This window comes from Paenibacillus sp. FSL P2-0136, from assembly GCF_037975325.1.
Lineage (GTDB): Bacteria > Bacillota > Bacilli > Paenibacillales > Paenibacillaceae > Paenibacillus_AQ > Paenibacillus_AQ silagei.
This window is the reverse complement of record NZ_CP150244.1, coordinates 2,040,774-2,054,358: the sequence shown is the minus strand read 5'-3', so window position 1 is coordinate 2,054,358 and position 13,585 is coordinate 2,040,774. Positions and strand designations below refer to the sequence as shown.

The 13,585-nt window shown below is 53.4% G+C and carries 14 protein-coding genes; 2 read left to right on the top strand and 12 right to left on the bottom strand.

What is annotated here, in order from left to right:
- Window positions 1-76 precede the first annotated feature (76 nt).
- The 4 genes from NYE26_RS08520 to citZ form a co-directional block, all read right to left on the bottom strand.
- Entirely contained in the window at window positions 77-502 is a 426-nt protein-coding gene (locus NYE26_RS08520; RefSeq protein WP_036695834.1) for a hypothetical protein, read from the bottom strand.
- A 48-nt stretch (window positions 503-550) separates the two neighbouring features.
- Window positions 551-1,492 carry a malate dehydrogenase gene (mdh, locus tag NYE26_RS08515; RefSeq protein ID WP_339255125.1) on the bottom strand — a complete coding sequence of 314 codons (942 nt, stop codon included), beginning with the start codon at window positions 1,490-1,492 and terminating at the stop codon, window positions 551-553.
- A 100-nt stretch (window positions 1,493-1,592) separates the two neighbouring features.
- Window positions 1,593-2,888 carry an NADP-dependent isocitrate dehydrogenase gene (gene icd / locus NYE26_RS08510; protein WP_036725590.1) on the bottom strand — a complete coding sequence of 432 codons (1,296 nt, stop codon included), beginning with the start codon at window positions 2,886-2,888 and terminating at the stop codon, window positions 1,593-1,595.
- A gap of 102 nt (window positions 2,889-2,990) precedes the next feature.
- Window positions 2,991-4,103 (bottom strand): citrate synthase, encoded by a 1,113-nt coding sequence (gene citZ / locus NYE26_RS08505; protein ID WP_036725592.1) that lies wholly within the window; start codon window positions 4,101-4,103, stop codon window positions 2,991-2,993.
- A gap of 391 nt (window positions 4,104-4,494) precedes the next feature.
- On the opposite strand from citZ, the gene ytvI reads away from it, so the two are divergent.
- Window positions 4,495-5,610: a sporulation integral membrane protein YtvI gene (gene ytvI / locus NYE26_RS08500; RefSeq protein ID WP_339257401.1), complete on the top strand. Its 1,116-nt coding sequence runs from the start codon at window positions 4,495-4,497 to the stop codon at window positions 5,608-5,610.
- A gap of 119 nt (window positions 5,611-5,729) precedes the next feature.
- On the opposite strand, the gene NYE26_RS08495 is transcribed toward ytvI, so the two are convergent.
- Genes NYE26_RS08495 through NYE26_RS08485 form a run of 3 tightly spaced genes read right to left on the bottom strand, consistent with a single transcriptional unit; the run spans window position 5,730 to window position 7,868 of the window.
- Entirely contained in the window at window positions 5,730-6,128 is a 399-nt protein-coding gene (locus tag NYE26_RS08495) for an FxsA family protein (RefSeq protein ID WP_036695825.1), read from the bottom strand.
- Between the two features lie 29 nt (window positions 6,129-6,157).
- A complete protein-coding gene (locus NYE26_RS08490; RefSeq protein ID WP_339255124.1) occupies window positions 6,158-6,637 on the bottom strand; it encodes a thioesterase family protein in 480 nt (159 codons plus the stop codon).
- A 49-nt stretch (window positions 6,638-6,686) separates the two neighbouring features.
- Window positions 6,687-7,868, bottom strand: a complete 1,182-nt coding sequence (locus NYE26_RS08485) for an MFS transporter (RefSeq protein ID WP_339255123.1) — start codon at window positions 7,866-7,868, stop codon at window positions 6,687-6,689.
- 102 nt (window positions 7,869-7,970) lie between these two features.
- Between NYE26_RS08485 and NYE26_RS08480 the strand changes: the two genes are divergently transcribed.
- The gene (locus NYE26_RS08480; RefSeq protein WP_339255122.1) at window positions 7,971-8,714 is read left to right on the top strand and encodes a G1 family glutamic endopeptidase; all 744 of its coding nucleotides are present in this window, start codon (window positions 7,971-7,973) and stop codon (window positions 8,712-8,714) included.
- A gap of 141 nt (window positions 8,715-8,855) precedes the next feature.
- On the opposite strand, the gene pyk is transcribed toward NYE26_RS08480, so the two are convergent.
- The 5 genes from pyk to NYE26_RS08455 all read right to left on the bottom strand — a co-directional run bounded on the left by pyk (window position 8,856) and on the right by NYE26_RS08455 (window position 13,472).
- Complete coding sequence (gene pyk / locus NYE26_RS08475) at window positions 8,856-10,280, bottom strand: pyruvate kinase (protein ID WP_036725599.1); 1,425 nt, start codon at window positions 10,278-10,280, stop codon at window positions 8,856-8,858.
- Window positions 10,281-10,654: 374 nt separating this feature from the next.
- Complete coding sequence (locus tag NYE26_RS08470) at window positions 10,655-11,656, bottom strand: acetyl-CoA carboxylase carboxyltransferase subunit alpha (protein WP_339255121.1); 1,002 nt, start codon at window positions 11,654-11,656, stop codon at window positions 10,655-10,657.
- 1 nt (window position 11,657) lies between these two features.
- Complete coding sequence (gene accD / locus NYE26_RS08465) at window positions 11,658-12,551, bottom strand: acetyl-CoA carboxylase, carboxyltransferase subunit beta (RefSeq protein ID WP_076082930.1); 894 nt, start codon at window positions 12,549-12,551, stop codon at window positions 11,658-11,660.
- 84 nt (window positions 12,552-12,635) lie between these two features.
- Window positions 12,636-12,824, bottom strand: coding sequence for a hypothetical protein (locus NYE26_RS08460; protein WP_036725605.1), 189 nt, complete (start codon window positions 12,822-12,824; stop codon window positions 12,636-12,638).
- 147 nt (window positions 12,825-12,971) lie between these two features.
- On the bottom strand, window positions 12,972-13,472 hold the full coding sequence (locus NYE26_RS08455; protein ID WP_339255120.1) for a phosphatidylglycerophosphatase A: 501 nt from the start codon (window positions 13,470-13,472) through the stop codon (window positions 12,972-12,974).
- Window positions 13,473-13,585 lie beyond the last annotated feature (113 nt).

Below are 13,585 nucleotides of genomic sequence, written 5' to 3'. Positions count from 1 at the left end.
TCCAGACATGCGAAACAGCCCTGGAGGCCGAGGCTTCCAGAGCTGTTATCACACTGCCCATCCGGCAGCAGGTTATTTAGATAATTGTGTTGTAGACCATGAAAAAGATCATGACGACCAGCGAGACCATCAGCAACAGACTCATGGTACGTATCTTGGCTGTCTCCGCAGAGACATCGCGGTTCTCTCTCATGCCAGCCGCAGCAAGGCGCAGAGGCTTGGTCATAATCCCGCCGAACGCGAACATAGCCAGCAGAAGCACCGTAACAATGATCATCCAAGGTACAGAATACTCGCCCTTAGTCATCATGTAGCCGCCGGTCAGCAGCTGAATCACCAGCCCGTATTGGGCAAAGCGGTTGAATCCGCCGATTGCACTGAGCGTGCCTTCCTTCGCCGGGGAGGACAGCTTAGCCGTCCCGCTTAAGATAAACGGCAGCACCAGATAGAAACCGAGTGCCAGTGTCCCGATCATATGCAGAAAAAAGAAAACATGACCCATCATAATCTCCTCCATTTCAATTTGAGGGGCTCCGGCAGATTGCCGGGGTTACATAGTTACAGAGGAAGTCACCGTGCGGACCGAATCAGCGGACTGGTCGAGTGCCGCCTGTTCCTCCGCCGTAAGCTCCAGTTCAAAAATCCGCTCAATGCCCTCCGCTCCCAAAAGCGCAGGAACTCCCATGAACAGGTTCTCATAGCCGTATTCACCCTCAAGCAGAGCGATTACCGGTATGATCCGTTTCTTGTCCTTGAGAATAGCCTCCGCCATCTGAACCAGGGATGCTGCCGGAGCAAAGTACGCGCTGCCGTTCCCAAGCAGGCTGACAATTTCACCGCCGCCCACACGGGTACGCTGCACAATCTCTGCAATGCGATCTGCCGGGATAAGCGTCTCGATTGGAATACCGCCTACGCTGGAATAACGCACTAACGGCACCATATCGTCGCCATGGCCGCCCAGCACGAAGCCGCGTACATCCTCTACCGATACATTAAGCTCCTTAGCGATGAAGGTGCAGTAGCGGGCCGTATCCAGCACCCCGGATTGCCCGATGACACGGTTCTTGGGGAAGCCGAGCGCATGATAGGCCACGTATGTCATCGCATCCACCGGATTGGTCAGTATGATCACAATGGACTCTGGAGCCACGCGCTTCACATTCTCACAGACCGATCTGACGATGTTCGCATTGGTATTGACCAGATCCTCACGGCTCATGCCGGGCTTACGGGCAATCCCTGCGGTAATAATAACGATGTCAGAGTCCGCTGCGTCCTCATAGCTCGAAGTTCCGGTAATTTGAGCATCGAAGTTCTGCACGGGTCCCGCTTGGAGCATATCCAGCACCTTGCCCTTGGTAGGATTCTCAAGCTGAGGAATGTCAAGCAGCACTACATTGCCAAGCTCCTTCTGGGCAAGCATAAGCGCCGTGGTCGCGCCGGTGAATCCGGCACCTACGACAGTGATTTTTGAACGTTTGATCGCCACGGTAGCCCTCCTAACCTGATGATAGTCTGAAGGCGGCCTACATAGATATAAGCTACACGGATGTGCAGCTTATATCTGTAGTATTTACCGGCCCGGCCTCTTACAGATGGTTGATGATCTCGTCAGCAAAAGCAGAGCATTTCAGCTCAGTCGCGCCTTCCATCTGGCGGGCAAAGTCGTAAGTAACCGTCTTGTTGTTAATCGCCGTACTCATTCCCTGGTAGATCAGGTCAGCCGCTTCCTGCCAGCCCAGATGCTCAAGCAGCATAACGCCGGAGAGAATAACAGAGCCCGGATTCACTACATCCTTGTCAGCATACTTAGGTGCCGTACCATGTGTAGCTTCGAAAATAGCATGTCCCGTAATATAGTTAATATTCGCTCCCGGAGCGATACCGATGCCGCCAATCTGGGCAGCCAGTGCGTCGGAGAGATAGTCACCGTTCAGGTTCAGCGTTGCAATGACATCGAAGTCTGTCGGGCGTGTCAATACCTGCTGAAGCGCAATGTCCGCAATGGCATCCTTCACGATGATCTTGCCTGCAGCTTCGGCTTCCTTCTGGGCAGCATTCGCAGCCGCTTCACCGTCGCGTTCCTTGATGACATCGTACTGGTTCCAGGTGAAGACCTTATCGCCGAACTCTTGTTCAGCCACTTCATAGCCCCAGTTCTTAAAGGCGCCTTCAGTGAACTTCATGATGTTGCCTTTGTGTACCAGGGTTACGCTCTTGCGTCCGTGCTTGATCGCATACTCTACTGCTGAACGAACAAGGCGTTTCGAGCCTTCCTCGGATACAGGCTTAATACCGATACCGGATGTTTCCGGGAAGCGGATTTTGTTCACGCCCATTTCCTTCTGCAGGAATTCGATCACTTTTTTCACTTCGGCAGAGCCTTCCTGATATTCGATACCAGCATAGATATCCTCTGTATTCTCACGGAAAATAACCATATCCACCAGCTCAGGATGCTTCACCGGAGAAGGAACGCCGTCGAAGTAGCGCACCGGGCGCAGACATACGTACAGGTCAAGCTCCTGGCGCAGCGCTACGTTCAGGGAGCGGATACCTCCTCCAATCGGAGTGGTCAGCGGGCCCTTGATGGCCACAATGTACTCACGGATCGCTTCCAGCGTGTCGTTCGGCAGCCATTCACCATATGTATTGAAGGCCTTCTCGCCGGCAAACACTTCGTACCATGCAATTTTCTTCTTGCCGCCGTAGGCTTTCTCTACAGCTGCATCCAGCACCCGCTTGGAGGCTTTCCAAATGTCACGGCCTGTCCCGTCACCCTCGATGAATGGAATGATCGGCTGATCCGGAACCAGCAGCTTGCCGTCTTCGATTGTAATTTGTTCGCCTTCTGTGGGCAGATCGTATTGTTCCAGTTTCAACATTGGTAGATATTCCTCCTAAAAGTATGATGTATAAGCATTCATATCATTCATTGTACTAAAGGGGTAGAGCAGCCCGCAAGGGCCGCCCTCCCTGCCAGCCTGTTATCGCTCGTCTACAGGGACGTACTTCATGTCGGACATGCCTGTATATTCCGCACGCGGACGGATGATACGGTTGTCTTCGTACTGCTCCAGAATGTGCGCCGTCCAGCCCGAAGTACGGCTGATTGCGAAGATAGGGGTGAACAGCTCCCGTTCAATCCCCAGCTGTGTGTAGACCGATGCCGAATAGAAGTCGACGTTTGGTTTCAGCCCCTTTTGGCTGGTGATCAGCTCTTCCACCTTGACGGACATGTCATAAAGACTGGTGTCATTCTTCATCGTGCCCAGCTCGCTGGACATCTTCATCAGGTGCTTGGCGCGCGGGTCGCCGTTCTTGTAGACACGGTGTCCGAAGCCCATAATCTTCTCGCGGCGCTCCAGCTTGCCCTGGATATACGGCTCCACCGCGTCCAGGCTGCCGATCTCCTCAAGCATCTTCATCACAGCTTCATTCGCCCCGCCGTGCAGCGGCCCTTTAAGCGCCCCGATTGCTGAGGTCACACCGGAATAGATGTCGGACAAGGTCGCTACCGTTACCCGTCCGGCAAAAGTCGAAGCATTCAGCTCATGGTCGGCATGCAGCACAAGCGCCGTATCCAGCGCCTTGACGGATACCGCATCCGGCTCTTTTCCCCACAGCATGTAGAGGAAGTTCTCAGCGATGGTCAAGCCTTCCTTGGGAGCTACCGGCTCCAGGCCTTTGCGGATGCGTGCAAGCGCGGCAACTACGGTCGGAATCTGCGCCTGCAGCTTCAGCGCCTTGGTCTGGTTCGCTTCCTTGCTCATATCATCGGCGGCTTCATCGTACAGCGCCAGACTCGATACGGCAGAACGCAAAGCGGCCATGGTGTTGGCTTCCTTGGGATACAGCTTCATTTGAGTGAGCACCTGCTCCGGGATCGGAGCGTGAGCGCTGAGGTCGCGCCGCAGAGCTTCAAGCTCCGGCACCGTCGGCAGACTGCCGAACCACAGCAAATAAGCGGTCTCCTCAAATGTGGCATGGTCCGCAAGATCGTCAATATCATAGCCGCGGTAAGTGAGCACTCCATCTACGATAGAGCTGATTGAGGAGGTCGTTGCAACAATGCCTTCAAGTCCTTTAGTAGCTGTCATAGTATCTCTCTCCTTTGCCAACAAGAGTGTATAGTGCCGCTTCAAATCTCATGTAAACATTTACATTTCCAAGTATTTCAACTCTCTCAGAAAAAAAGCTTCAGGACCGGCTCAGAAGATTGCAACTAAATTTCTGCTCTTTAACCTTTAATTATCATACCGGATTTTGACGGTTATGTGAACAACGTGGAAGCTTTACAGGACATCAAATGATTTTATCGGAGGGATAGAAAAAAACGAACGCAAAACCTGTTTCATGAACGCGCTTCCAGGTTATGGATATGCCCGCTGTCTGCCCTTTTCTAGCGTTGCTAGTCTTTTCACACCCCCTATGAATATATATAAGACGAGCCGTTGTTTCTGGAATCCGCCAGAGTAGGAGGGACCTAAGATCGATACACTTGTGCTGAAAAGATTGCTGCGCGGCCTCTGGGTCGTGCTTGCCGCCGCCCTGATTCTGCTGGCTGTATATGTACTGCTGCCGCTCCTGTACCCCTTGCTGATCGCCTGGATGCTGGCTTATCTTATGCATCCGCTGGTCCTGATCCTGAAGGGGATGAAGCTCCCCGGCTGGCTCGCCGTATCCCTCTCGCTGCTGTTCTACATCGGAGGCATTGCTCTTGTCCTGACCGCACTCATCACAAGGCTGGTCAAAGAGCTGATCGGGCTGCTCCAGACCTTCGATCTTCATACCGATCAGTGGCGGGAACTGCTGCTGTCCCTGAGCCGTAATGCCAGCATTCAGAATATTATTAACCAAATCAACCAGTTTTACCACGACAACCCGGGTTATCATGCCACCATTGACAGCAATATCAACCGGACCACTGAAACGGTCGGCCAAGCCGTGACGCAGATGATCACCGGATTCTTCAATATCATCCTGAAGCTGATCTCCTCGCTGCCGAGCCTTGGCACCATTCTGATTGTCATCGTATTGGCCGCCTTCTTCCTCAGCACCGGCTGGGAACGGCATAATGCCAAGCTGACTGCGTGGCTCCCAGCCCCGCTACTAAGACCGGTGTCGGAGATCTGGAAGGATCTGCGCAAAGCGCTGTTCGGCTACATCCGCGCCCAGCTGGTGCTGATCTCCGTAACGGCGGTAATTGTGATCATTGGCCTGCTGCTGCTGGGGGTCAAATCAGCCTTCGCCATCGGCCTGACCATCGGTATCGTCGATCTGGTTCCTTATCTGGGTGTTGGTATCGTCATTCTGCCCTGGGCCTTGTATTCATACATGACCGGGAACATGGCGCTAGCCATCGGGCTGCTGGTGCTCTACGGCATCATCCTGATCACCCGCCAGGTACTGGAGCCCAAGGTACTCGCCAGCAGCATCGGCGTCGATCCGCTCGCCATGCTGATCGGCATGTTCGCCGGCCTTCAGCTGATGGGCATGCTCGGCCTGATTCTCGGCCCGGTGCTGCTCGTTATTCTCGACGCATTCGCCCGCGCCGGCGTATTCCGCGCCCTGCGCACTTATATCCTCAGCGGCAGGCTGCATTAGTGGCCGCGTTCGAAACTAACTTTGCTCCGCACCACTCCCTAACGCCAAAAAGGCATCCAGCCGCAGTATCCTGCAACTGAACACCTTTTGGCAAGCCTGATTACTTCCTTATTACCCGCTTACCTGCGGTAGAAGGTGAACGTGCCGTTCTTCATCTTCTTCTCGATCCATTTCAGCAGAAAAACCCGGTAAAGCGGCCGGGTCAGCGGAAATACCAGAGTAAAGCCGATCAGATCCGTGACAAACCCCGGCAGAATCAGCAGCAGACCGCCGAAGAAAATACATAAGCCGTCCAGCATGGTCCGTCCGGGCACCCGGCCCTCCTGCATATGTGTTCTGCTGTCCTGCAGCACTTTCTTGCCCTCGAACCGCATCATTAGCAATCCGATGACTGAAGTAGCCAGCATGATCAGCAGCGTCTTGGGCGCTCCAAGAAAGCTTGAGACATAGATGAAACCGAATAATTCCACGGCCGGGACTGCAAATAGGGCGGCCCACAGCCATTTGTTCCTGATCATACTGCTCCTCCTTCTTCTTTACGTTAACGCTATTCTTCTTCCTTCAGCGCAGCCAGGATGGCATGGAACAGCTCAGGCTGTGCCCTGTCGATCCGCACCGGCCTCCATTCCCCGTTCAGCCAGACATGGCTCGTCGAGCCGCTGACCAGAAGCTCGCCTGCGGTCCGCTCCTGCCCTTCCTGACCCGCCGCCATCCGGCGGATTTCATATTCATACACAACCCTAAGAGCCGAGAAGGTGGTTAACCGCGCATACACGGTAATAAGATCATCATATCGCGCGGGGCTTTTAAATTGCAAATCTGCAGAGGTTACCGGCAGCAGCAGACCGAGTCCCTCCAGCCTCTTGTAGTCGAAGCCCAGCTCACGGAACATCTCCGTCCGGCCGCACTCAAACCAGATCAAATAGTTGGCATGATAGACGACGCCCATCTGGTCGGTCTCCTGATAACGTACACGGATGGAGGTACTGTGCCAGCGGCTGGCCCATCCCGGTTGATGCGGATTCATATTCATGCTCCTTTCTAAAATACAGTCTACCCGGCAGCCAGCAGAACGCTTAAGCGCCGACACCGCCGGATGCAGACTTCAGCGGCAGCTTGCGGCGAGAGCTTCGGGCGACATAGAACAGAAGTGCTGCGCCCGCAGCCGCACTAAGCATGCAGGAGAGGTTCATCAGCCCGACCCCGCCCTGATTTAGCAGCATCCCGTTCAGCAGATTGCCCAGAATGCCGGCTAACCCGGAGAATACGATGTTAAATACACTTTGCCCGGTCGCCTGCATCTCAGGTGAGGTAATCTTCGATACATATTCAACCGCCGCAATATAAAAGAACCCGAACGAGAGGCCGTGAAGCACCTGTACGCCGATCATGACGGAAGGGTACGGGAAGGCCACCTGGATGCCCCAGCGCAGTACATAGATCATTGCGCCGAGCAGCAGCGTCCGCTCCATCCCCAGTCTGCGGATCACTTTGGAGGCGAAGAACATTGAAGGCACATTGGTAATCGATGCCAGGAACAGGGCGATTCCGGCAGTGCCGGTCGAACCGCCGACCGACTGGAAGGCAATCACGAAATAGGTCCCGAAGGCCGTCATGGTCTGATTGACCAGAAAGCTCCCGCCCAGGAAGGCCAGGAATATGCGGTTGCCGAGCAGCTTTTTGATCCCCTGGGAGAAGGACTGGCTCATCATATGATTCTCCTCCGCCTGCTTGGGAAGAGTGAAGGCAATCACTACAGCGACGCTATTCAGCAGCAGAAACGGCAGCCAGATGGTCGATACAGAGAACTTGGATACATACTGTCCCCCCGCAATGGCCCCTACGGCGGCGCCTATGCTCATCATCATGCGAATGCTGCCGTAAGTGGCTCCGGCCCTGTTCGCTGCCGCTATGGCGTATGAGTCGGCTATAGGCGCCTGTGTAGAGGAGAAGATCGTGGACACGGTATATACCAGCATCAGCACGATAAAATATTCCGAACGGTACAGGACCGCAAGCACCGCCGGAACCGCCACGCTCAGAATCAGCACCAGCCGCGCCTGGTTATACCGGTCGGAGACCATTCCCCATAAGGGCTGGACACAGATGGCGATCAGCGTACCTATAGCCATCAGCACGCCGATCTGGCTGACTTCAAGTCCGTTCGATTTCAGCAGCAGCGAGAGGTAGGAGCCGAAAGAGCCTCCGGCCAGTCCCAAAAATAGATAGAACCCGCGCAGCTTTGTTATTTTTTCCATGGGGATTACAAGTCCTCTCTCATTCTTTTTAACAGAATACCCAACCTTCATAGCCGCCTGCTGCATTAAATAGAGCACAACCTATTATGAGGCGGTGGACAAGTGGGCCAAGTCAATAGATTAACACGAAGCAAACCCTGTCTGAAGGATAAACTTAATACGGGCAGAGCCGCCAGTTCAGGCTTAGGCTGGACATCAAGCAACTGGAGCGGTTATGCCATTTCCGGCAAAAAAGGCAGCTACCGGCAGATATCCGCCGACTGGATCGTCCCTTATGTAAAGCCTACGGTAAAAGCTACGTTCTCCTCGGCCTGGATCGGCATCGACGGCTTCAAGAACAGCAGCCTGATTCAAACGGGCACCGGCCATGAGTCGGTGAACGGAAAAGTCCGGTATTATGCCTGGTGGGAGATTCTCCCCGCCTCCGAAACCGTCATTCCTCTTCCCGTCTCTCCCGGCAACCATATGCGTGCTTCCATCGTCAAGCTGAGTTCCGGCAAATGGTGCATCACCCTGCGCAATCTCAGCAAATGCTGGGTCTTCCGTACCGTACAGCGCTATAACGGACCGCAAAGCTCTGCCGAATGGATTGTCGAAGCGCCGCAGGTGGGGTTCGATATCGCTCCGCTGTCCAAGTTATCCACAGTCTGCTTTACCTGTTGCCAGGTCAATGGACGCAGCCCCAGACTAAAGGTCTCAGATGGCGGCATTATGCTCCAGAATAAGAAGCTGCTGGCTGTGCCTTCTCCCCCACGTTCCTGCGGAAGCGCCTTTTCAGTCAGACGAATCTATCATAAAAGTCCCTCTGCCGTGTATTCCAGGAACCCTATTTATACGACTCCCTAACAGGCTGACATGCCGTCTGCTCCAGACACTCAGGTCCAATATATCCATTTGCATGATCGATATCAAAAAAGAGCAGCGGCAATCAAGCGCCACTGCTCTTATCATTATATCTTATTCGTGCTGCAGAAGCTCATCCAAATCCTAGTCGGCTGGAATCGTATCTACCTTCACCAGGTTAGTGGAACCGGAACGTCCAAGCGGGATACCTGCAGTGATGACTACAAGATCGCCAGCTTTAACCAGACCGGAAGCTTTACCGCCGTTAAGAGCTGTTTCCAGCAATTCGTCAGTAGAATGAGCTTCAGGACCGAATACAGGAGTTACGCCCCATACCAGCGCCAGCTGACGCATGGTTCTTTCCTGGGTGGTAACAGCAATGATTTGTGATTTAGGACGATATTTGGAAACCACGCGTGCAGTGTGGCCTGTTACCGTTGAAGAAATGATCGCTTTAGCATTCAGATCCAGAGCGGAGATCGCTACGGATTGGCTGATCGCTTCAGTTACAGTAGTTTCTTGAGCAATCTGCTGCTTCATGAAGATCTCACGGTGGTTCAGAGCAGACTCTGCTTTCTCAGCAATACGGGACATAGTCAATACGGATTCAACCGGATATTTCCCGGCAGCAGTCTCACCGGACAGCATGATTGCATCAGTTCCGTCGAAGATTGCGTTCGCTACGTCACTTGCTTCAGCGCGGGTTGGGCGCGGGTTGCGCTGCATGGAATCCAGCATTTGGGTAGCTGTGATTACCGGTTTGCCGGCAATGTTACATTTCTGAATCATCAGCTTCTGTGCCAAAGGTACATCTTCAGCAGGGATTTCTACACCAAGGTCGCCACGGGCAACCATCAGGCCGTCGGATACTGCCAGGATTTCATCCAGGTTATCGACACCTTCCTGGTTCTCGATCTTGGAGATGATCTGGATGTGGGAAGCATCATGCTTCGCAAGCAGTTCACGGATTTCCAGAACGTCGCTGGCTTTGCGTACGAAAGAAGCGGCAATAAAATCAATGTCCTGTCCGATCCCAAAAATGATATCATTGGTATCTTTTTCCGTAATACCCGGCAGGGAGATGGATACTCCTGGTACGTTAACACCCTTCTTGCTCTTGATCGTACCGCCGTTAACAATACGGGTCTTGATTTCGGTGCCTTGAATGTCGACAACTGTAAGGCCGATCAGGCCGTCGTCGATCAGGATCGTCGATCCTACTTGAACATCGTTAGGCAGGTTGTTGTAAGTGATGGAGATACGGTTGTGGTCGCCAAGGATCTCTTCCGTAGTCAATGTCAGATACTCATCCTGAACCAGTTCAATCGGTTCTACTTCCAGCTTGCCTGTACGAATCTCCGGTCCTTTGGTGTCGAGCAGGATGGCAACAGTCTTGCCAAGTTCCTTGGATGCTTGACGGATCGTGTTGATCCGGGCTCCATGCTCATCAAAATCGCCGTGGGAGAAGTTCAGACGGGCCACATTCATACCAGCCAAAATCAATTTTTTGATATTCTCCAACGATTCACTTGCAGGTCCGATCGTACATACAATTTTACTTTTCCGCATTAGGTTTTCCTCCGTTTTTTCGTTCTCTCTGTCTCATCTTTTCCAACTACAAAATCTACTATAAGGCTTGCTCTTTGTATAGGAACTTTATCACATGTAAAGACATGCACGTTTTATTGCGCCCTTATGAATATTACTGCATGTTGAACACAAAATCAATGTTAGTGCCTGTTTTTGCTGTAAATTAAAGTCGAATAATATAGGATGGCCGATAAAAGAAAAATCATCCCGCAGCAAGCACAGGATGATTAGAATGGGAATAATTGTATAACCGATCTTGTCCTGTCCGCGGCCTGGAATAAGCTGGAATGTGTTAAAAAGTGCAAACCGGCGGTACCGGCATTGCCGCTAATTCCCCGGAGAGAAGCTCCTGCTTACTCTACAATTTGCGCTTCATCCTGATCGGCATCCTGCTCCAGCACCGCCTCGGAAAACTCGCCGATTTTGCGGAATTTCAGGTAACGGTCTTCCTTCAGCGCCGCCGCATCCATACCGGACAGCTCCTGCAGGTGACGCCAGACTGTGTCCTTAACCGCCTCCGCCGCAGCTTCGTAATCCCGGTGTGCACCGCCTCTGGGCTCCGGAATAATCTCCTCGATCACTTCCATCTCCAGCAAATCGGTGGCCGTAATCTTCATGGCCTCTGCGGCCTGCTCCGCCTTGGTGGCATCCTTCCACAGAATCGACGCTGCACCGTTAGGGGAGATCGCCGAATAGATCGCATTCTCCAGCATCAGCACACGGTTGCCGACAGCCATCGCTAAAGCTCCGCCGCTGCCGCCCTCGCCGATAATCACGCAGATGACCGGCACGGCCAGCTGGGACATCTCGAACAAATTGCGGGCAATCGCTTCCGATTGTCCGCGTTCCTCTGCGGTATTGCCCGGGTAAGCCCCCTTGGTGTCCACAAAGGTAATGATCGGACGGCCGAACTTCTCCGCCTGCTTCATCAGGCGCAGTGACTTACGGAAGCCTTCCGGATGGGCGCTGCCGAAGAAGCGCAGAATATTCTCCTTCGTATCCTTGCCGCGCTGTTGACCGATGACAGTTACAGGCCAGCCGTTCAGCTTGGCGATTCCGCCGACTACAGCAAGATCGTCACCGTACAGGCGGTCACCATGCAGCTCGATAAAGTCCGTGAAGATAAGCCCGATCAGATCCAGCGAGGTCGGGCGTACGTGATGCCGGGCCAGATGCATCTTCTGGGCCGGGGATATATTGGAATAGATCTCATTCTCCAGCTCGCTGTAGCGCTCCTCAAGCCGGGCTACCTCATCGCTGAAATCAATGCCCTTCTCTTCGCCGAACTGCTTGAGCTCGGCGATTTTTTTGCGCATTTCTACCAGAGGCATTTCAAAAGGCATCTCTCCTGCCAACCTAAAATCCCCCTTTCACATCATGCAGCTCCAGCAGCTTCGTGAGTGTGGAGCGCATTTCCTTACGGTGCACGACCAGATCCAGCTGTCCGTGCTGCAGATTGAACTCGGCCGTCTGGAAATCCTCCGGCAGCTTCTGACGGATCGTCTGCTCGATGACAATCCGTCCGGCAAAGCCGAACACCGCTCCGGGCTCGGCAATAATAATGTCGCCCAGGCTGGCAAAGCTCGCCGATACCCCGCCGGTGGTCGGATCAGTAATGACGGAGATATACAGGCCGCCCGCTTCACTGAACCGGGCCAGCGCGGCACTTGTCTTCGCCATCTGCATAAGACTGAGAATGCTCTCCTGCATCCTGGCTCCTCCGGAGGTGGAGAAGATCAGCATCGGCAGTCCCCGCTCTGTCGCTTCTTCTACCGCTCTAGTAATTTTCTCTCCAACCACAGATCCCATGCTGCCTGTGAAGAACTCAAAGTTCATCACGGCTACAATAACCGGATGTCCGCCGATGCTGCCCTGGCCGGTGATTACAGCCTCAACCTGTCCGGTTTTGGACTGCTGCTGCTCAAGCTTGGAAGCATAGCCGGGGAACTTCAGCGGATCAATGGACGCCATCTCGCTGTCGAACTCAATGAACCCTTCCGGATCAAGTATCATCGCAATCCGTTCGGTCGCATTCAGACGCATATGATAGCCGCAGGACGGGCATACTTTCAAATTCTTCTCCAGTTCCTTGCTGTACTGGATTGTTCCGCATTTGGCACACTTGCTCATTAGACCTTCGGGAATCTCCCGCTTAGGGCGCTCGCCTTCTGCCGGTCCGCCGCTTCGCTCCAGACGCTCTGAAGGAATAGTCGCGTACTTCCGTTTTTTCTGAAATAAATCTTTGAACAAGGGTCGCACCTCTTCAGCCGTTTATTTGCGTAAATAGCAGCTTGCCGCTGTCATGAATGTTCTTGAATCTCTACGCCATACTCTTCAGGGATGCAGGATCAGATTGAGGACCTCCTGCACTTCTTCAAGCTCTCCCGAAGGAACCAGAATCTCAAACTGCTGCTTGGACATATTGATGGGACGGCATTTAATCAGAAATCCTTCTTCCGTAAGCTTCCTCTCAATCATCTCCGCCACTTTGGCGGTCGGCGCTATATAGATTACCGTCCACATGCCCTGCAAGGCCTCCCTAATCTCGAATCCAGCCGTATCCTGAATATAATGAAATTATGATAACACAGTTTTCTTTTTTCCCGCAAGCAAGCCCGGCAGGAAGGACTCAGGCCCGGGAGGCCGGTCGCAGCGCATCAGGAGCAGCCGTTATTCGGTCCCGGTCACATGGGGATAGACCTTCGCACCCTCATGCCCGTGGGCGATCCGGGCTGAAGCTGCAGCCGCAATTCCGGCCACAAGATCATCCAGAAATACATGAATGCTCCCCTTATCATCATTCAATTTGCCGATAATTCCAAGCTTTATTTTATCGAGGTAGCCGAAGCTGGTCAGACCGATCATTCCATACACGCTCGTGATGCCCAGCGCCAGAGTCTCGTCCGCCCCATAGAGCGACTCATCCGCTTCCATTACCGCCTGAAACGGCTGGGGCAGCAGCTTCTTCTCGGCCAGCTCATCCAGCGCAATCCCCGTCATGAGCGTATACTGGACCTCTCTTTTGTTCAAGACCGACTTGATGCTGCTCAGGCACTCCTCCTGCGTTAAGCTGGGATAATAGACCGATTGCAGGATATAGACGATCTCTGCGATCGAATCCAATGATACTCCCCGGCGCTCCAGCAGATCCTCCGCCATTTGATAGGACATGATGTCATTCCCCTTCCGCACGGGACAATGCCCCGCTATGATTTAGCTGAACTTGAGAGTGAAGCCTGACAGATTCATAAGTTCACTCTATTGGTTCCCTAATGTATGCGGAA